Below are 20,674 nucleotides of genomic sequence, written 5' to 3'. Positions count from 1 at the left end.
AGAATAAAAGGATGTAGTCAGATCAGTCAGGAGGGATCAGAAGGGATGTTTATGGGAACGACGTTCGCTTTTGCAGCGATTGTATTACTGGCCTCTATCCTTCAAGTAAGTACAGGCTTTGGCTTCTCTATTATGGCGACACCTTTCTTGCTTATGATATTCCTGCCGAATGAAGCCATCCAAATCAACATTATTCTATCGTTAATCATATCGACATCACTCATATGGAAGATACGACGAGATATTGAGTTTAACCTCCTCAAAAGAGTGGTTGTCGGCAGTGTTGTTGGCATACCTTTTGGTGTGTTTATTTTTATGACGATGAATATCGATGCTTTAAAGCTCGGCCTTGGCATATTATTGGTTATCCTAACCTTATTACTTATGTGTAATTTTAAGCTGAAGCCAACACCATTTCGGGATTTCATCGTTGGAGGCTTGTCCGGGGCTTTAACAACAAGTATCGGCATGCCAGGTCCACCGCTTCTGCTGTAATTTTACAGGCACGGCTACGGAAAAAGAGAAGCTGCGGGGAACTACCTTAGCCTTTTACCTCTTTATTTATCTTGTTAGCTTGCTGAGTCAAATCGCTATTAGCGGAACGAATCCAACGGTGTGGAAATCTAGTCTATACGCCATTCCAATCGTGTTTATTGGCTTATTGGTCGGCCAGATGGTGTTCAAACGGCTTAACCAGCGAGTTTTTAGAGTGTTTACCTATGTATTATTAATGAGTACAGGAACATATTTATTGCTGGGAGCTTGAGTTCAACATCGAAATAAATATCAGGCGATGAAACGTTCATCCTTGGTCTCTGCGGTATTCGTCCTGTGCATAGTCATCGCAGTCTTTTTATATGTATCATGTATCTGTAATTTTGTTTTCAATCATATCCGCTATTGGTACATTATTTCATTCTATTGACTTCCGAGTTCAATTGATTATAATGCTTACAAACAATGAAAAACATGTTTTATGTATATGCTTGAGAATAAGGCTCAGGCGTCTCTACCAGGTTACCGTAAATGACCTGACTACATAAAAGATGAGAGAACGAACATTATTTGAAAATAGATAGCAGGATCGAAGGATCAAGTGCTGTGTCTTTTCTATATCATGTAAGGATAGTCTCTCTATTTTATGTAACGTCGATAACCTGGGCAGAAGTCACTGTCCGGGTTATTTGGAGTATCTTCATGGGCAGGATAAAGCTAGATGATTCTAATTACAAAAGGGAGAGTGTACACAACATGAGTTCGCAAAAGAGACATAAGCGTTATGAGGTCAGCAAACAGCTAGGACAAATTGCAATGGGGCAGGCAGCTGCGGAAACGGTGATCAAGGACGGTACACTCGTCAATGTGTTCACAGGAGAACTTCAGGAGCATGTCGATATCGCCATGGCCTTTGGAAGAATTGCTTATATTGGTCAAGCTGATCATACGATCGGCGAGAATACGAAGGTAATTCAGGCGAATGGACGTTATATCACCCCTGGTCTAATCGACGGACATATGCATGTGGAAAGCACAATGATGACGGTAACGGAATTCGCCAAGGCAGCGATGGCTAAGGGGACAACGGCTGTCTTCATGGATCCCCATGAAATTGCGAATGTCTTTGGCTCCAAAGGTGTGCGCTGGATGCATGAAGAAGGCCAGCAGCTGCCGCTTAAAGTATTTACGACCTTTCCATCATGTGTACCTGCTACAACAGATCTTGAAGATGCGGGCGCTGCACTTGGTGTAGCTGATATTGAAGCGGGATTACAGTGGCCAGGTGTTGAAGGTCTTGGAGAAGTGATGAATTTCCCTGGTGTTGTATACGGTGATCCGACCATGTGCGGTGAAATCGAAGCAACTTTGAAAGCGGGCAAGACAGTTACGGGACATTTTCCATCAGAAGATGAGCGCATGCTGCAAGCCTATCTGGCAACAGGTGTGAGTTCTGACCATGAGACAGTTACACGGGAGCAGGCGCTTCAGAAGGTTCGTCTTGGAATGCATTTGATGATTCGTGAAGGTTCGGCATGGCATGATGTAAAAGAAGTTATCAAAGTGGTAACGGAAGATAAAGTATGTACGGATAACATTTCCCTTGTAACAGATGATGTTTATCCTATGACACTATTGAAGCTGGGTCATTTGAATCATGTGGTACGCCGGGCTATTGAAGAAGGCGTTGATCCGGTTACTGCGATTCAGATGGGAACCATCAATGTCGCACGGTATTTCGGCATGGAGCAGGAGATCGGCAGTATCGCACCAGGTAAAGCAGCAGATATATTACTGATTGATGACCTGAAACAGATGGAGCCATCTCTTGTAATTGCCGATGGTGAGGTAGTTGCTGATTCCGGTAAACTCGTTAAGGCATTCCCGGTTTATGAATATCCAGCGGAAGCTCGCAGCTCTGTGCAGCTGAAGCGTGCGCTAACGGCGGACGATTTCTTGCTCCGCAGCAAAGGACAAACACAGAATACACAAGTGAACGTGATCCGTGTTATTGAGAATAGTGCCCGTACAGCCAAAATGACAGCATCTCTGCCGGTCGTAGACGGAATCATCCAGCCGGATCCAGCGGAGGATATTATAAGGCTTGCTTGCATTGAGCGTCATAAAGGAACGGGTCAAATCTCGCTTGGTTTTGCAAGTGGATTCCAATTGAAATCAGGTGCGGTAGCATCCACCGTTGCTCACGATAGCCATAACTTGCTTGTCATGGGGACAAATCCTGAAGATATGGCGTTTGCCGCCAATGAGCTTGCAGCTTGTGGTGGGGGGATGATCGTGGTACAGGATGGTAAGGTGCTGGCGAAGGTAGAAATGCCTGTAGCGGGACTTATGGCAGATCGACCGCTTGAGACGGTTGCTGCTGAGGTAGCCGCGATGGAGGAAGCGTGGAAAGAGCTTGGCTGCGAGATGAATGCTCCATTCATGACTTTCTCGCTCATCGCACTGCCGGTAATCCCGGACATTCGGATCACGAACCGTGGTTTGGCTGATGTGACCGAATTTAAGTTAATTGAAACAGAAATCTGACATTTATCATTGCCAAAAGAGCCCAAGTTGTGAGTGGGCTCTTTCCTTTTTTGCCAAGAACGTGATTTTCGTCACAAATTCACAACTATTTAACCCCTTTCACACCATTTCAATGTGACAAAAATCACAATTCTTCTAACTGCGGTCTGCGAAAATAATGAAAGATAAATTTTAAAGCATTATTACGTGACCAAAAGGAAGGGGTATATTATGGATCCGGTTATGCTCGCGCGAATACAGTTCGCATCGACAACCATTTTTCATTTCATCTTTGTTCCGCTGTCCATCGGCTTGGCATTTCTGATCGCCATTATGGAGACGATGTATGTCGTCAAGGGCAAAGAAATATACAAGAAGATGGCAAAATTCTGGGGGAAACTGTTCCTCATTAACTTTGCTGTTGGGGTCGTTACAGGCATATTGCAAGAATTCCAGTTTGGTATGAACTGGTCGGATTATTCTCGTTTTGTCGGTGATGTGTTTGGAGCACCACTTGCGATTGAAGCACTTCTCGCATTTTTCTTGGAATCTACTTTTATTGGGCTTTGGATTTTCGGATGGGACCGTGTATCCAAGAAAGTTCACTTACTTAGCATATGGCTCGTATCTTTCGGTACGCTCATGTCTGCATTCTGGATCTTGGCGGCTAACTCATTCATGCAACGTCCGGTAGGATTTGAGATCAATAATGGACGTGCGGAGATGAATGATTTCCTAGCTATTATTACAAATGGTCAGCTCTTGGTTGAGTTCCCGCATACGATCTTCGGGGCACTCGCTACAGGCGCATTCCTTGTTACAGGGGTCAGCGCATACAAGCTGCTTAAGAAGAAAGATATTGAATTTTTCAAAAAGTCATTCAACATTGCGATCATTGTCGCGCTTCTCTCTTCCGTGCTCGTTGCTGTCTATGGTCACCAACAAGCACAATACTTGGTTGATACACAGCCTATGAAAATGGCTGCAGCGGAAGCCTTGTGGGAAACAAGTGATGACCCTGCACCTTGGACGGTTATAGCTAGCATTGATCCTGAAAATCAGAAGAATACATCAGAATTTAAGGTTCCTTATCTGCTTAGCTTCCTGTCCTACAGCAAATTTTCCGGTGAGGTTATCGGGATGAAAGAACTGCAGGCACAGTATGAGGCAGAATACGGGCCTGGAGACTATATTCCTCCGGTTCGCACAACATTCTGGAGCTTCCGCATCATGGTTGCTGCGGGTTCTGCTATGATTCTACTTGCTCTTTACGGTGCATGGCTTACATGGCGCAAGAAAGTGGAGAAAGCAGGAAAATGGTTCTGGTACGCTTTGTTGTTTAGTATTTCACTTCCGTTCATTGCAAATACAGCCGGATGGATCATGACAGAAATCGGTCGTCAGCCTTGGACGGTATTCGGATTGATTACAACCGCAGATAGTGTTTCTCCAAATGTAAGTGCAGGTTCAATCCTGTTCTCACTCATTGCATTTAGTACGATTTACGCTGTACTCGCTGCGGTAATGGCTTATCTGTTCGTTAAAGTAATCAAGAAAGGGCCATATGCGGTGGAAGAAGACGATCACAACGCAGCTGACCCATTCAATAAGGAGGGATACGGCAATGTCTCTAAATGAGTTATGGTTTGTACTGGTTGCCGTTCTGTTTATCGGATTTTTCTTCTTGGAAGGCTTTGATTTCGGGGTAGGTATGTCTACCCAATTCTTAGCCAAAAATGATAGTCAGCGCCGGGTGCTCATCAACTCTATCGGTCCGTTCTGGGATGCGAACGAAGTATGGCTGCTGACGGCAGGTGGCGCGATGTTCGCCGCCTTCCCGAACTGGTATGCGACGCTGTTTAGCGGATTTTACATTCCGCTTGTGTTCCTGTTGCTTGCCTTGATCGGCCGTGGAGTTGCATTTGAATTCCGCGGTAAGGTCGGGAATGCACGCTGGAAAAAGGTGTGGGATGCAGCGATCTTCATCGGTAGCATTCTGCCTCCATTCTTACTTGGTGTTGTATTTGCCTGCTTGATTCAAGGGCTGCCGATTGATGAACAAATGCAGCTTCACGCCGGATTTTTCGATGTTGTAAATCTTTACACTGTTGTAGGCGGAGTGACAGTAGTTATGCTATGCTTACTGCATGGACTCATGTTCACGACACTTAGAACGATAGGTGATCTTCAGGAACGTGCTCGCGTTATGGCACGCCGCTTGTTGATTCCGGTTGCTGCGCTGCTGCTTATATTCGGAGCCATGACGTATTTCATGACCGATGTATTTGAAGTTCGTGGTGGGTTATTATCCATTGTACTGGTTATTGGTGTGATTGCCTTTTTGGCAGCCGGTTACTTTATCAAAGTTAAAAAAGACAGCTGGGCATTTGGTATGACTGGAGCCGTTATTGCTCTGTCGGTTATGTCCGTGTTTATTGGACTATTCCCACGCGTGATGATCAGCTCGATCAACAGCGCATTTGATCTAACGATCCAGAACGCTGCTTCTGGACAGTACTCTCTGAAAGTGATGACAATAGTGGCATTAACATTACTGCCTTTCGTATTGGGTTACCAAATTTGGAGCTACTTCGTTTTCCATAAACGGGTACATGAGAAGGAGCATTTAGAGTACTGATGGGTAAAGATCTGCTAGGATACAAAGGAATTAAGACGGTTTTTCTCGTCGTTGCCATCTGTACCCTGGCACAAAGTATGACCATCATATTACAGGCAAAATGGCTGGCGGAGGTTATCTCCGCCCTATTTGCCGGATCCTCTTTACAGGAACAATACAGCACAATGGTATTGTTCCTGCTTGCTTTTCTGGCACGTCACGGCATAGGGCTGCTGCAGCAAGGTGTGGCTGAGCGATTTGCCGAGGAAACGGGCACGGACCTGAGAAAGCAGCTGATGGATAAGCTGTTCCATATGGGCCCAAGATTTGTCCGGTCCGAAGGAACAGGCAATGTGGTCACGCTTGTGCTGGAGGGTATCACCAAGTTCCGCAAGTATGTGGGGCTGACTATACCGCGCATGATGGGCATGGCTTTCACTCCTGCGTTGGTGTGGCTCTATGTATTTTATATTGATCGTATTTCTGCGGTGATTTTGCTTATAACGATGCCGATCTTGATTATATTTCTGATTTTGGTCGGTTTGGCGGCACGAAAGCAGACAGAAAGCCAGCTGCATACATACCGTATGCTGTCGAACCATTTCGTTGACTCACTCCGGGGACTTATAACACTGAAGTTTCTAGGGCAAAGTGCTAGACACGGCGAGAGCATCGCGCAAGTCAGCGAAAGCTACCGGAAAGCGACGATGCGAACACTTCGGGTTGCGTTTCTGTCTTCCTTTGCACTGGACTTTTTCACAATGTTGTCTGTTGCTGTGGTGGCGGTCAATTTAGGTCTGCGACTAATTAACGGCAGTCTGGAGCTGCTGCCTGCACTGACAATTCTTATTCTCGCTCCTGAGTACTTCTTGCCTGTTCGTATGGTAGGGGCTGATTTCCATGCTACCCTGGACGGAAAACAGGCCGGTGAAGCTATCCAAGAGATGATCAAGGATGAGCCGAAAGAAGGTCAGGCAGCTGGAGAAAGTAATGAGCCTGTGCCCGTGTTAACTTGGAAGGACAATAGCGTGTTGAATTTATCTGGTATCTCGATGCGTCATGATGAGAACGGACCAGCTTCTTTAGCTGATGTAAGCTTTCATTTGAAAGGCAGAGGCCGGATCGGCATCGTGGGTGAAAGCGGTGCGGGTAAATCGACGCTCATTGATATTCTGGGTGGATTCCTTGCACCGAGCAGCGGTGAGGTTGTGCTGGATGGAGTAAAACTGCATAGCACGGCATCAAGAACATGGCGCAGCAATGTAACTTATATTCCGCAGCATCCATACTTGTTCGGCTGCTCTCTTGCGGATAATATTCGATTCTACGCTCCGGAAGCAACAAATGACGAGGTGAAGAGCGCAGTGGAAGCTGCCGGGTTGTCTCGCTTGGTCGATTCGTTGCCAAACGGTTTAGATGAAATGATCGGCGGAGGAGGGCGGAGTTTGAGTGGCGGACAGGCGCAGCGGGTTGCGATTGCTAGAGCATTTTTGAGTCAGCGTCCTGTTCTGCTACTTGATGAGCCTACCGCGCACTTGGATATCGAAACCGAATATGAATTGAAGGAGACGCTTGTCTCGCTCTTTAAGAATAAATGGGTGTTCCTTGCGACCCATCGCCTGCACTGGATGACGGAAATGGATTATATTCTGGTGATGGATCAGGGACGACTTGCTGAATCCGGCACACATGAACAGTTAATGGCGCGTAAAGGTGTGTATTACGGCCTTATTACATCGCAAATGGAGGGAGTACATTGAAGCAGGAGCAGTGGTTTCGTCCGTATGTAACGGCTAATTTCTGGCGGTTTCTGCTGATTGTAATCCTAGGAGTGCTGACCATTCTATCTGCGTCCATGCTCATGTTTACTTCGGGATATCTTATTTCGAAGTCTGCACTTCGGCCGGAGAATATTTTGATGGTGTATGTACCCGTTGTCGGTGTACGAACCTTTGGGATTAGCAGAGCTGTCTTCCACTACGTGGAGCGGCTGGTGGGGCATAATACAATCCTGAGGATCTTGTCTAAAATGCGGGTTCGGCTGTATCAGCTGTTGGAGCCTCAGGCGCTCCGTTTTTCCTCTCGATTTAAGACTGGCGATCTTCTCGGCGTGTTAGCTGATGATATTGAATACCTGCAGGATGTATACATCCGAACTGTATTCCCTGCCATTGTGGCCTTAGTACTTTACGGTGGTGTTGTGATTGCCATCGGAATATTCGATCCATGGTTTGCGCTGCTGATGGCGGCTTATGTGTTCCTGCTTATATTTGTATTGCCGATTGTTTCCTTGCTTCTTACGAAGCGGAAGAATCGTGAAATTAAGCAGGAGCGCGCTGCATTGTATCAGAAGCTGACGGATGCGGTACTCGGCATGGGGGAATGGTTCATCAGCGGTCGGCAAAAGGATTTTCTAACGGGTTATGAGCAAGATGAGGCCAGCGTTGATCGTACGGATCGATCTTTAAAGCGCTGGGGGCGAATTCGTGGATTTATCAGCCAATGTGTAGTGGCAGCAGTCGTGTTGTCTATGATCATTTGGTCCAGCCAGCAGTATGCTGACGGCCGTATCGACGTTACACTCATTGCAGCGTTTGTACTCGTTGTGTTTCCACTTATGGATGCGTTCCTGCCAATCTCTGAAGCGATTGAACGAATTCCGCAATATGAACAATCGATCAGCCGGTTAAATGCAATCCAGGAAGAAGTACCGGGTAATGCTCCTGTTACAAGCATGCAGAGTGGCATGACTAGAGATGAAGCCGCAGCTATAGCTAGTAATGGCGTACATGTAAAGGTAGTCAATGTCTCTTTTCAATATGAGGGACAACATATGGGGGACGATCAGCCAACGGTGAACAAGATATCGCTCGATATTCCGCAAGGTTCGAAGGTAGCTGTGATTGGCCGCTCGGGTGCTGGCAAGTCGACGCTTCTGAATCTGATCCAAGGGGTGCTCTCTCCATCGGAGGGAAGCATAACGTTAAATGGCACAGATGCTTACCGGTTTGGAGATCGTATCGCTTCGGTAATATCTGTACTGAATCAAAGCCCGCATCTGTTTGATACGACGCTTGCGAACAATCTTCGGTTGGGCAGACCGAATGCGTCTGACGAGGAACTTCAGGACGCCGTTAAGAGAGCCCGGCTTCATGACCTTGTAGCATCGTTGCCAGATGGACTTGAGACTCGAATGCAGGAAACCGGACAACGCTTCTCTGGTGGTGAACGGCAGAGGGTAGCGCTCGCCCGTATCTTGCTTCAGGATACACCGGTCGTCATACTTGATGAACCAACGGTGGGACTGGATCCAAAGACTGAGCGAGAGCTGTTATCCACGATGTTTGCAAGTCTCGAAGGCAAAACGCTCATCTGGGTAACACATCATCTGGTTGGTGTGGAACAGATGGATGAGATCGTCTTTATGGAAGATGGCCGCATCGTGATGCGCGGCACACATGCTGAATTACTTCAGCATTATCCACGCTATCGTCATCTGTACGAGCTGGATCGTCCGCTTGTGTAGTGGAGTACTATGCAGCGTTGCATACGCTCAGAGCAACATAAGATTGATTGTACAAATAGAACCGCTCCTTTTTGATGGTGGCTTAAACACTTCCATTCTCAAAAGGGCGGTTTTCTGTTATTTTGATGGATATGCACGTAGCAGCGGAGGGGACGAAGCGATTCCGTACAAGCGGCAGCGGTCGCCTTTGTCCCCGAATATCTATCGTTAAGATATATTTCAGGAAATTTGGGGGCAACAGCGATGGGAGGAATGATTCGTACCCGTAGCGTCTAACAACAGATAAAGAAGTCATCCTCAAATCGCAGTGATGCAATAATTTATTTTTATCTACATATACACAGAATAAAGTCCATAATTTCTCTCTAGATTAAGACTATGCCATAATAGGGTAAATGGAATATAAAGTATGACAATGCTGTACACGATCACACAGTGCTGTAATCATGCCAAGAAGGCTGGAGGAGGACGATGAAATGGACTACCGTATTGAAAAAGATACTCTGGGCGAGGTCAAGGTGCCTGCAGATAAGCTATGGGCTGCTCAAACCCAGCGCAGTCTTGAGAATTTCCGGATTGGCACGGAGCGGATGCCACTCGAGATTGTCCGAGCTTTTGCTATTCTTAAAAAGAGTGCAGCCATAGTCAACGCCAAGCTTGGTAAGCTGGAACAAGAGAAAGCTGATGCCATTGCGGCGGCAGCGGATGAAATTCTGGCGGGGAAATGGGATGACCACTTCCCATTGGTTGTATGGCAGACGGGCAGTGGTACCCAGTCCAATATGAATGCAAATGAAGTGATTGCAAGTCGGGGCAACCAGATATTACAGGAGAAAGGCATCCAGCAATCGATTCACCCGAATGACGATGTTAATAAATCACAAAGCTCTAATGATACCTTTCCAACTGCGATGCATATGGCAGCATTGGTAGCTGTTGAGGAGCAGGTACTGCCTGCATTGCAGAGATTGAAATATACATTGGGGAATAAGCGTGATGAATATAAAGAATTAATCAAGATTGGCCGCACCCACCTGCAGGATGCTACACCGCTGACGCTCGGACAAGAAATTAGCGGCTGGCACCGGATGCTGGAGAAATGTGAGCTTATGATTGCTTCCGCGATGGAACCGCTGCGGGAATTGGCCATAGGTGGTACAGCGGTCGGAACCGGAATTAACGCCCATCCGAAATTTGGAGAAATGACGGCATCCCAGATTAGCATTGAAACGGGAAAAAGCTTTACGAGTGCCAGTAACAAGTTTCACGCGCTGACCAGCCACGACGAGTTAGTGTTTGCCCATGGAGCGCTGAAGGCTCTCGCGGCGGACTTGATGAAGATTGCGAACGATGTACGCTGGCTTGCCAGTGGCCCCCGTTCAGGCATTGGTGAACTCACCATACCGGCGAACGAGCCAGGCAGCTCTATTATGCCAGGTAAGGTGAACCCAACCCAGAGTGAAGCGCTGACGATGGTTGTCTGCCAGGTGATGGGGAATGATGCCACGATTGGCTTTGCAGCCAGTCAGGGTAATTTTGAGCTGAATGTCTTTAAACCTGTGATCATTTATAATTTCCTTCAGTCAGCATGTTTGCTGGGGGATGCGATGGATTCGTTCGACCGAAACTGTGCGATCGGCATTGAGGCAAATCTGGACGTTATTCGTGGTAACATGGAGCGTTCGCTGATGCTTGTGACCGCACTGAACCCTCATATAGGCTATGAGAATGCAGCAGCCATCGCTAAGAAGGCGCATAAGGAAGGGCTGACATTACGAGAGGCAGCACTGCAGAGTGGTCTGTTGACGGCGGAGGATTTTGATCGAATCGTCCGGCCTGAAGAGATGATACAGCCGAAGGAATAGAAGAATTTCGCTATATGTGAACAATGATCATCAACATTCTCATCAGGAACCCATTTCACTATAGTGTAATGGGTTCTTTATTTGTCACGCGAACTTCCGGTATAATATGGATTCAAGTTAGGAGCGCTTCACTAATTATCTTATATAAAGGACGGATGATACATTGAAGAAACATCAGTGGATAGCTTCTCTGCTCTCTCTGGTATTTACCGGACTCGGTATGTTTTATATCGGCACGCCGGGAATGATTCTGGGCGCGTTGCTTCTTATGGCGCTGCAGGGCATAAGTGTGTACGTTTTCTTCATGACGATGGGTTTTTTAGGAGGGCTGGTCCTACCGGTTGCCCTTGTCGTTCATTGTGTAGGAATCATTATACCACTCATATATTTAAGTCATAAAAAGCCCAAGAATCCACATAAAGCTCAGAAGCGAGAGCGGCAGCTTTCATCATCATGGAAAATTGCATTGCGGACTCTAATCGGCCTGGCCATCTTCATAGTGGCGATCTATAAGGGATACACAGATGGGATGTCACCTTTCTCCAAATCAGGTGCGGAGAAAAAGATCGTTCGGGAAGCGGCAGAGACCTATTTGGAAAACAAATATAATGAACCTTTTCAGATTTCGAATGTAAGATACATCTGGGCGATCAGTTCTTATTCTATAGAGGCTCACCCAGAGCGGAACCCTGACTTGGAATTCAGGTTGGAAAGTAATAATAACAATCCTCCAAAAATATCAAATGATACGTACTTGAATGAGCTATGGTCCGTTCAACTTAAAGAGAATGTGGCACCCTTGGTAGATGATCTCTATTCAAAGAATGCATTCATTTATACATACGTGAACGCCAAAGATAGTGATATCGTTGAAAAAGATTATAATAACCTTAGTGCTGAGAATGGAACAAAGGTCAGTAGTCAGCATGTTAGCCTGATCGTATTTAAGGATCTTACCTCAGATAATCTATACGCTGAACAGGAGTGTGTAATGGAACTGATTCAACGGTTGCCAGAAAGGATAGCCGAAGGTGAGACGAGTATTGAGATTGCTTATTACCCTTCAGATCTGAACACACCTAGAAATGTAAAAAAAATCAACAAAGACTTTTCCTCCTTTGACGACGATAGGAACTGGGAAAAGCAGACTTACACTTTAAGAATCGAGGATATTTCGAAGATTACATCGGTCAATGAGATTGAATTTCGGGAGCGGGTTTCGGAATAATGATTATCGCTTCTTTTGATGCTGACCTCACGTGGGATGCTGGGACAAGAACGGTGAGTATTTCAACACGATAATTATAAGAGGTATTAATACACAAAGAAATCGCTCTTTCTTGAAGAGCGATTTCTTATGATTTGTAGCTGTTCTTTATCAGTAAGGACTACATGCTTACTGCCGGTTTAGAGTTTCGATACACCGACATTTTATTAACGAAGAACGTAATCAAGAACGAACAGAGCAGGCTGGCTGCCATGGAGATCAGAAACCCTATCGTATTATTCGAAGTTACAGGGCCGAGGAAGGAGGGGACATAGGCAGTGCCTCTTACCTCGAAGATGCCCACAAGCAAGCCGCCGAGACCTGCAGAGGCTACTGCACCGGCAAATACAAGCTTATTCGAGAACATAAACGGGTAGGCTGCTTCAACAAAAGTGCCGAAACCCATATTGATCGCAAAGCCAGGTGCGGCTACAGCCGCTTCTCCCTTATCACGGGGAGCAATAATGTTCGCTAGTGTAATGCCAGCTGATACCATGACTAGTCCGACCATATCGACTGCCCCAAGGAAGCTGTTGCTCGTTAGTTCCATCTCCAGCAGTACGATTGGCAGAATAGCAGCATGGTAAACGCCGCCGATAATTGCTGGCCAGATCAGAAGCCCGGCAATAAGACCTGCGAGAGCAGGACTCCACGATACAAGTGTTTCGATGAGAAACCGGATTAACTCCCCTGCGGAAAGTGCAATCGGAGCGATTAAGAAGTATACTATGAGGCCGGCGATGAGACCGGATATTCCCCCGGCAACGATATTGACCGTCGTAGCAGGAAATCGCCATTCCACACATTTACGGAATACATAGTGGACGATCAAACCTGCACCGATACCGCCAATCATACCACCGATAATGCCGCCTTCAACGGAAAGCACACCTGCCACAATACCAGCAACAATGGATACCTCATCAAGTTCTGAAATTTGTTTCGCGGCAATGACAGCAATGATTACAGGTAATGCTTTTATCATTAGGTCAAATACGGAAGTAAGCGCCGATAGGCCTGGGATTTTGCTAGCAGCAAGGATTAATGCCATGCCGATAAAACCGGGGAGCGACGCCATCATGATTCCGCGAATATTGATCCGTTTCCAGGGTGAAGTGCTCGATGCAGCATGGATAGCAGCAGCCGCGCCGCCGCCGATAACCGGTCGATAAGATAATCCCCAATGCTTACTGAGAGAGGTAACAAAAGCCACGGCACGTGTTCGGTTTGTAGTACCCGTTGTGCCAGATGCAGCAATAACGTGGACACCCTTGGATTGAAGCATAGCCATAGAGGTTCCTCCGGTACCTGTTAGAGGCAGCTTATGTTTTGCAGCGGCTTCAAAGGCATGACGGTTCGTATTTACCGGATCGGCACTCATCGAGATGATACCTTCAATCTCTCCAAGCTCGATCTGTTCGGCGATTTCCCGGTCTAAGAGCCGCGCTGCTTCATTAACTTCTTTAAGCGAGCCTTCGCTAATGATAACCGGTGCTCCTTGAGATATACTCCAACTATATAGCGCTGCGAGAGTCGTTTCCTTAGCAGAATCCATTGAAGACTGGGCGGCGATAAATTGGAGTGCTACACAAGTTAGCCCGGCACTTTCCATCTGCAGTAATATTTCATCAAGCAACTTCTGTGGTTCTTTGCCACCCAAATTATACAGGTTACCGCCACTACTTCCTATAATTGCGATTTGTCGATTCATTCTTGCTTGTCCCCCATTCCAAATGACCACTTTATCCTATAGTACATCACTGTTTCACTCTGTTAAAGTACTAAAACACAAATTCTCATTTAGATTAGGAAGATATAAAAAGATGTCCTGCAGAGATCGGTCTCTGCAGGACATCTAATGGTTCTTATTGAAAGGTTATTCTCTTTCTTCAGCCGCTGCAACATTAGCTTCAGCTTCTTGCTCGTCTGTTGCGTCTTTGACAATTTCCAGTTTGGTGTAGCGGTGTGTCTTCTTCTCAAGAACGGTAAACTGGAGATCTCTGTAGATCCAAGTGTCCCCTTTAACGAGCTCGGAATTATGACCGTAAAGCCATCCTCCGATTGTATCGAGGTCATCTGTGTTCAGATCGCAGTGCAGCAGATCGTTTACACGATTGATCGAAACCTTTCCGTTTACAATAAGACGGTTAGGTTCTGGTTGAAGAAGATCGCGCTCTTCGTCATCATCGAATTCGTCGCGGATTTCACCGACGATTTCCTCCAAAATATCTTCGATCGTAATCATACCGGAAGTACCGCCGTACTCATCAATGAGTACCGCCATATGTGTTCCTTCCTGCTGCATTTTCTTGAGCAATTTCTTAATCGGAATCGCTTCAGATACAGTCATAGCTGGATGAATCAGCTTAGAAAGATCAATGTTAGAGTTATCATCGAACTCAAGGAAGAACTGTTTCGTGTTCACCATGCCGACAACCTGATCTTTATCGCCGCGGACAACAGGGAAACGAGTATATTGTTCTCTTTTAATAATTTGCAAGTTAGTTGCAAGAGGCTTATCTACATAAAGGCATACCATATCGGTACGAGGTACCATAATCTCTTTTGCAAGCAAATCGTCAAAGGCGAATATACGGCTAACATAACCGTATTCACTCTGGTTGATCTTTCCGCTCTCGTAGCTGTCGCTGAGAATCATGCGCAGTTCTTCCTCGGAGTGGGCTTCTTCGTGCTCACTTGCCGGATGAAGACCGAAAATGCGGACAAGGCCGTTAGCTGAACCGTTCAGGACCCAAATAAATGGGTACATCACGCGGTAGAACCAGATAATCGGCTTAGCTGTCATCAACGTAATCATTTCCGCTTTTTGAATAGCAAGCGTTTTTGGTGCAAGTTCACCGATTACAACGTGGATATATGTCATGAAAAGGAACGCAAAAATAAATGACATGGCTCCAGACAATTCAACAGGTAATCCCATTTTATCGAAGATAGGATGGAATATAGCCTCGAACGTGCTTTCACCTAAGTAACCTAGACCAAGCGCCGTAATCGTAATACCAAGCTGACATGCGGACAAGTATCCGTCCAGATTTGAGACTACTTTTTTGGCTGCTAGGGAATTTTTACGTCCTTCTAATACGAGCTGATCAATTCGACTTGTACGGATTTTTACAATAGCAAACTCTGTCATAACGAAAAAAGCGGTAAAAGCAATCAGTAATACGACTAAAAATAGATTTAGACCTATACTACCATCCAATCAAAACACATCCTTTTCTTTTCTGGTCCGAATTGTTTTTCAATAGCTTACTGCAAAGCAAGACGCAAATATGCATGGCCATCTACATAATTCGACCTGAATTTTAAAGGTTCAAGAAGCATGTGCTTTAAAATCAGAAAAATGTGAGCAGTTTGTAGACTGAATTCGTTCATGCGTTTGGATATCAGATACATTTTACGCGGTGCCGCAATCATCATCCTTTCTGGTACGGGACCTGTTGGGATGGGAACGGGTGCAGCGCGATAACTCTTAGCGAGTGCTAATTCCTGTGATGGAACAGCGGAATCGGTCCGATCATCCCCTGTAATGGATGTGGCGGAGGCCAGAACACTCAATCCAAGTGCTAAGTACATGAATCTGCTTATCCTTCGTATGGGGTCCAATTCGAGATTCTCACTCCTATAAAACATAATGGGTAATACCAAGTATTAAACCTAATGATTGCCGTTTGACTAAATGATTTGAAAATATTTATTTAAGGAAAAATCACAATTCAAATTTAGGTATATGTTATCTATAATAAGAAAAAGTAAGTGCTAATGTCAAACGCAGAGCTTGAGAGCCGGGTTAATTCTACGGATTGGTATGAATTCAGGTCGTAATTCAAGTGATTTGTGCGAGACAACCTCTTCACTCTCTAAATAAACGGCCCTTTAAAAGAGTTCATCTTTTAAAGGGCCATTGCTGTAATCTTACCTGACCAAATCTTACCTGACCGAATCTCCTTCTATCAGGGTAACGTAGATGCGTTCATTCTCAACCGTCTCACCTGCAATCAGCTTGATTAGCTGCTCGGCGGCGAGCGCTCCCCATTTTCGCTTGGAGTAGTCGATTGTTGCTAATCGAGGCTGCATATAACGTGCAAGCTCGATGTTATCGAAGCCAATGAGATGAACATGTTCGCCGATCACAAGGTGTGTATCAGCCAATTGGTTGAACAGTCCGATCGCCATTTCATCATTGAGGCAAAAGACAGCTACAGGCTCCGTATATTCCTTTAGAATCTGATCGGCTGCTTTTTCACCGCCGCTTTTTTTGAAATCCCCTTCAATCTCAATCCACTCAATATCGGGTACCCGGTCCTGAATTTGTTTCACAGCTTTCATCCGTTGAATAGAGTCAAAGGAGCCGGAAGGGCCGGTAACAATATAGATCTTCTTATGTCCCCGATCAATTAAATACTCTGTTGCAAGCGTTGCGCCGGCCTTGTTATCCAGTAGCACCTGATTGATATTCTTATGCGTAAGTTCACGGTCCAATACGACGATTTTATGATTACGGTCTGCATATTCAAGCAATTCCTCGCTTGCAAAAGCCTGATCCAGTACGACGGCGCCGTCGATCATCCGTTCCGGAAGCATTCGGTGAGACTGTTTACCGCTGCATACGATCAGATCGTATCCTTGAGCGTTGGATACTTCCTTCATGCCATCGAGAAGATCTCCGTAAACATCGCCTTTAAAATCGGTTAGAAATACACCTAAGATTTTAGACTCTCTCTTTTTTAAAGTTCTCGCTGCCGCATTGGGGATGTAATTCATCTCTTGAGCTATAGCCAAGATTCGAGAGCTTGTTTCGTCCGTCACTTTGCTGCTACCATTCAGTGCATAGGAAACCGTCGATATCGACACGCCTGCTTTTTTAGCGATATCCTTAATACTTACCAATATTGTTCGCTCCTCCACTCATAAACCAATTCTAAATCTCTATGATGCATTCTTATGTTGAAATGATTAGTAGTGGTATATGTCCATTGAGAAGAGATTGCCATGCTAATTACATGAAAATCTCAATCACATTTCGTTCCTGTGCCATCTGCTCGAAATTATGTTTGGAAATTCGTAGTCCGCCTTCGCGGTAAGGGTTCGTCATACGCTCTGCCGCAAGCTCTGCACCGTTCATGACGACACGGTGGATAGGTGAACCCGTAATGTGGTAGACAAAAGTCACCTTGGTTTTGGCAAATTCATATTCGAATTGAAGACCATCCATGCTTACAGGGATAACAGGATCGAGTACGAGATCACCCTGTGCCTGTCGTATACCCAGTGAACTGGAAATGAGCTGATTCATATAGATTCCCGGGCCGCTGGAATAAATCCTCCAACCACCCTTAACCTGAACGTCTCCAGTACGTAAGTCTTCAAAATGCTCCTGTGCATCATAACGGGTCTTAAAGTTGCCGTCGGAGCTGCTGAAATAGGTATTGCTCTGACGGAGGGCTGCATTGGGAACAACCTTTTGAATGCCGACGGGATTAATCGTTTCAAGCCCTTTCCACACATCTTCGGCATGTCCAAGCTTCGCCATAGCTTCGATATAGCGAATGTGAGCATGAACATATTGCAGTCCCACCTCACGTCCGAAGTTCGAGGCTTGCTCCGCACGTTTGAAATGCTTGCTGACACCGCCCTCATACGAGGCTGGGCGGTTCATTAGGCGCACACCGTCCGGGAAGAGGAGTAGGTTCTGAATCAGGTCATAATGAGTCTTAGCCTCTTCAGGGCTGAGCAATTCCGCAATCATGCTGCGTGTCATCGGAAGCAATCGATACTGGATGCCTGTTTCCTGATCCTCAGGATGGAGCATGAGCTTCGCTTGATTTGGATCCTCCAAATAAAGGAATCCAGGGATTATATCATTGTTCAGCATGTAATGCTTGAAATCCTGCTCGATATTTCCAGCGAGTTCACGTAGTTCTTCCGCAAGCCCCTTGTCATAGGAGTGCAGCGCAGAAGAAAGTTGGCGAATAGTTTGATAGGTAAGAGCCACCGTCCAGCTGCTCGCCATGAATTGCTTCAGCTGTGCATTGGCCGGTTGAAGCGTGTCATCCCAGTCTCCATCACCATAGGAGGATAGATACGTATCGTGCAGGAAATGCTCATTTATATATTGGATTTCTTTTTTAGCATGTTCCAGAATGGATGCTTTAGTCTCCGTTAACTGGAAGGTATGCTTTAAGGTATAAGGAACTTCTTCATCCAGAATGCTGTAGTCCTGCGTCACCATCAGGTAGTCACTAAGCACTTTCAGCGGCCAGACAATAATGTCGCCGTGACTTTCCTCTTGCTGTACAGCAAAATATTGGTCAAACATGAACCACTGCGGCCAGTTTCCATCATCCTCGTACTGGTGAGTGTATACCATGGTGAGAATATCTCTGACCTGTTCATACTTTTGCGTCGCCATGAAGTATTCGACAGGTCCTTGGCAGACATCCCGTGTTCCCCAAGCTGCGCCGCCATATTGCTCCAGACCGTGTGGGGAGGAATAGTGGACGAACATATTATGGGTATACCACCAAGCCAGTGCATTTACCTTGAACAGATCTTCGTTTGCACCGGCAGGGTGCGAGAGGTTAAATCCATTCATAACCCCCCTGTAAAACTCGCGGTAACGCTCGATTTCATCTTCGGCGCGTACAGGCTTGTTCGGGATTTCTTCGCCTTCGAGCAGTCCCTGTAGTGTGAGTGTCCAATCGCTTGTCTTCTCTAGCTGCAACGTGACAAGGGAGGCAGAGCCTGGGGTTACGCAGTCCGCGAGCATCGTTTCATCACTTACGGAAACGTTCGCACCCTCTACCCACATACGGTATTTTAGCTCGGGATATGCATTAGCCGCCATTGGATTGGTGTCTGCATGGAATGTTAACACACCGGATTCCTCTGTCATGTGTACAGGCGTCTCATATTCATTTACGTTCATGGTCACTTGAGTGGTTACCATATAGTTATAAGCTTTACCGCTTTCTGAATGCACGTGGAGACGCACTTCAGGTGTATCTAGTAGGGTAAAGTTCGTGATGATCAGCATGTCATCTTCGGTTTTGTAGTACCACCGGACATAGTTGAAGCCGATTTCGAACATCGAGGGCATCGTGAGCAGATGATATGTCCCATCTTTCTCTACATATATACGTTGTCCAGCTGTCTTCGGAATATTGAGCGCGCTGCGGGCGTTGCTCATCATCTTGTTCATGTTCGTGTTGCCGACGACCAGGTGGGAATTAAAGATACCATACATGAAGGAAGTTGTTGCAATTACTTTAGCTCCAAATTTTACATTATTTCCGTTCATCAGGATATGTCCATGAGGTCGTTCAACGAGCATCTCTTTTTCTTTCATGACGATGTGTTCATAAGTATCGGTAAAGAAAGCGAGTAAGCTGCCGTCTTTATGCTCTTCCTGATGTCTGCGGTTTGCAGGGAAGCGAGCGTTAATTTCTTCTTCAGACAGATCTAGGGTTTGAAGTGGTTTTCCAATGATCGATTTCAGACGAATCGAAGGGAGGGCCTCCAGGTGGTTTGACGGGGCATGGTCCTCATAAGCCTGCCATGCCTTCTGTACCTCTTCTATATATTCAAGCTCAGTAATAGCTACAGGATGATCGTTTTTAAACAGACCATAGAATACAAATCGTGCTTCGCCGTTTAATTCTACCCGTTCGGATTGGAGGCCTGTGTAAGCAAACTCATATTGGTATACTTCAGAAGGAAGGTGTTCTTCGCTTAAGCATTCCGGTGTATTTGTAGCTTTATATGACAATCCAAAGAACTGGAATCCATCGGTAGCAAAACCCGTAGTACCTGTGATCGCACCTTGTTGTAGGTAAGGGAAGTTTCCTCCTTGTGGCTGGTTCTGACGAGAGCATACCACATAACCGAGCTTCTCATCTCGGAACACCCTGTGATCAATATATTGAGAAAGATAGGACTCATTACTGCGGACAGCACCAATATCTGCAATGCCGATATCTTGGCCGTAAATAATATCAATTAAGGCTCCTTCACCTCGGGTCTTTACATCCCAGAACCAGATGCCGTCGGGATTCGCGGTGAATGTAACCGTGTAACTGATGCTCTCGGCAGATCCTTCCCACATGATGATACCGTCTAAGGCACTTACCTTGCTGTCAGACTGAATGCCAATCATCGGATAATAACGGATGCCTGAATCATGGTGAATCCGTAGATAAAGATTGTTCAAAGAACCATCTAGCGGGTTCGAAATTAACTGATTAATCATTGTGTTGCCGCTCACAGCTTGAAACAAATCGCCGCTTTGCCAAAAAGTAAAGCGGAGGTCGCCCGCCTGAATATTTATTTTTTCATTTGTGTTCTTTGTCATGGGGTTT

12 protein-coding genes, 1 pseudogene and 1 riboswitch are annotated in these 20,674 nt (G+C 45.9%); of the genes and pseudogenes, 8 read left to right on the top strand and 5 right to left on the bottom strand.

What is annotated here, in order from left to right:
- Window positions 1–51: 51 nt before the first annotated feature.
- The 8 genes and pseudogenes from ACFQV5_RS07270 (at window position 52) to ACFQV5_RS07235 (ending at window position 12,257) form a co-directional block, all read left to right on the top strand.
- Window positions 52–766 (top strand): annotated as a pseudogene (locus ACFQV5_RS07270) (sulfite exporter TauE/SafE family protein).
- A 190-nt stretch (window positions 767–956) separates the two neighbouring features.
- A riboswitch (purine riboswitch) is annotated at window positions 957–1,058 on the top strand.
- A 193-nt stretch (window positions 1,059–1,251) separates the two neighbouring features.
- Window positions 1,252–3,042, top strand: coding sequence for an adenine deaminase (gene ade / locus ACFQV5_RS07265; protein ID WP_379245137.1), 1,791 nt, complete (start codon window positions 1,252–1,254; stop codon window positions 3,040–3,042).
- Window positions 3,043–3,252: 210 nt separating this feature from the next.
- Entirely contained in the window at window positions 3,253–4,659 is a 1,407-nt protein-coding gene (locus ACFQV5_RS07260) for a cytochrome ubiquinol oxidase subunit I (RefSeq protein ID WP_379245135.1), read from the top strand.
- Complete coding sequence (gene cydB / locus ACFQV5_RS07255; protein ID WP_379245133.1) at window positions 4,646–5,659, top strand: cytochrome d ubiquinol oxidase subunit II; 1,014 nt, start codon at window positions 4,646–4,648, stop codon at window positions 5,657–5,659. Before ACFQV5_RS07260 ends, cydB begins: the two co-directional genes overlap by 14 nt.
- On the top strand, window positions 5,659–7,398 hold the full coding sequence (cydD, locus tag ACFQV5_RS07250) for a thiol reductant ABC exporter subunit CydD (RefSeq protein ID WP_379245131.1): 1,740 nt from the start codon (window positions 5,659–5,661) through the stop codon (window positions 7,396–7,398). Before cydB ends, cydD begins: the two co-directional genes overlap by 1 nt.
- A complete protein-coding gene (cydC, locus tag ACFQV5_RS07245) occupies window positions 7,395–9,164 on the top strand; it encodes a thiol reductant ABC exporter subunit CydC (RefSeq protein WP_379245129.1) in 1,770 nt (589 codons plus the stop codon). Before cydD ends, cydC begins: the two co-directional genes overlap by 4 nt.
- 476 nt (window positions 9,165–9,640) lie before the next feature.
- Window positions 9,641–11,029 (top strand): class II fumarate hydratase, encoded by a 1,389-nt coding sequence (gene fumC / locus ACFQV5_RS07240; RefSeq protein WP_379245127.1) that lies wholly within the window; start codon window positions 9,641–9,643, stop codon window positions 11,027–11,029.
- A gap of 163 nt (window positions 11,030–11,192) precedes the next feature.
- Window positions 11,193–12,257, top strand: coding sequence for a hypothetical protein (locus tag ACFQV5_RS07235; protein ID WP_379245125.1), 1,065 nt, complete (start codon window positions 11,193–11,195; stop codon window positions 12,255–12,257).
- 160 nt (window positions 12,258–12,417) lie between these two features.
- Here ACFQV5_RS07235 and ACFQV5_RS07230 read toward each other — a convergent pair whose 3' ends face one another.
- The 5 genes from ACFQV5_RS07230 to ACFQV5_RS07210 form a co-directional block, all read right to left on the bottom strand.
- Window positions 12,418–14,007 (bottom strand): PTS sugar transporter, encoded by a 1,590-nt coding sequence (locus ACFQV5_RS07230; RefSeq protein WP_379245123.1) that lies wholly within the window; start codon window positions 14,005–14,007, stop codon window positions 12,418–12,420.
- A gap of 165 nt (window positions 14,008–14,172) precedes the next feature.
- Window positions 14,173–15,519 carry a hemolysin family protein gene (locus ACFQV5_RS07225; protein ID WP_379245121.1) on the bottom strand — a complete coding sequence of 449 codons (1,347 nt, stop codon included), beginning with the start codon at window positions 15,517–15,519 and terminating at the stop codon, window positions 14,173–14,175.
- A 47-nt stretch (window positions 15,520–15,566) separates the two neighbouring features.
- Window positions 15,567–15,893, bottom strand: a complete 327-nt coding sequence (locus tag ACFQV5_RS07220) for a hypothetical protein (protein WP_379245119.1) — start codon at window positions 15,891–15,893, stop codon at window positions 15,567–15,569.
- Window positions 15,894–16,247: 354 nt separating this feature from the next.
- Complete coding sequence (locus tag ACFQV5_RS07215) at window positions 16,248–17,207, bottom strand: LacI family DNA-binding transcriptional regulator (protein ID WP_379245117.1); 960 nt, start codon at window positions 17,205–17,207, stop codon at window positions 16,248–16,250.
- A 109-nt stretch (window positions 17,208–17,316) separates the two neighbouring features.
- On the bottom strand, window positions 17,317–20,667 hold the full coding sequence (locus ACFQV5_RS07210; RefSeq protein WP_379245115.1) for a GH36-type glycosyl hydrolase domain-containing protein: 3,351 nt from the start codon (window positions 20,665–20,667) through the stop codon (window positions 17,317–17,319).
- Window positions 20,668–20,674: the final 7 nt, after the last annotated feature.

The organism is Paenibacillus sp. GCM10028914 (assembly GCF_042666275.1).
Lineage (GTDB): Bacteria > Bacillota > Bacilli > Paenibacillales > Paenibacillaceae > Paenibacillus_AQ.
The sequence above is the reverse complement of the archived record's forward strand: the minus strand, read 5'-3'. Positions and strand labels throughout refer to the sequence as shown.

Bases quoted from the DNA above. Each gene is read 5' to 3' on its own strand.
- ade (WP_379245137.1), top strand. From the start codon at position 1,252: ATGAGTTCGCAAAAGAGACATAAGCGTTATGAGGTCAGCAAACAGCTA.
- ACFQV5_RS07260 (WP_379245135.1), top strand. From the start codon at position 3,253: ATGGATCCGGTTATGCTCGCGCGAATACAGTTCGCATCGACAACCATT.
- cydB (WP_379245133.1), top strand. From the start codon at position 4,646: ATGTCTCTAAATGAGTTATGGTTTGTACTGGTTGCCGTTCTGTTTATC.
- cydD (WP_379245131.1), top strand. From the start codon at position 5,659: ATGGGTAAAGATCTGCTAGGATACAAAGGAATTAAGACGGTTTTTCTC.
- fumC (WP_379245127.1), top strand. From the start codon at position 9,641: ATGGACTACCGTATTGAAAAAGATACTCTGGGCGAGGTCAAGGTGCCT.
- ACFQV5_RS07230 (WP_379245123.1), bottom strand. From the start codon at position 14,007: ATGAATCGACAAATCGCAATTATAGGAAGTAGTGGCGGTAACCTGTAT.
- ACFQV5_RS07220 (WP_379245119.1), bottom strand. From the start codon at position 15,893: ATGTACTTAGCACTTGGATTGAGTGTTCTGGCCTCCGCCACATCCATT.
- ACFQV5_RS07210 (WP_379245115.1), bottom strand. From the start codon at position 20,667: ATGACAAAGAACACAAATGAAAAAATAAATATTCAGGCGGGCGACCTC.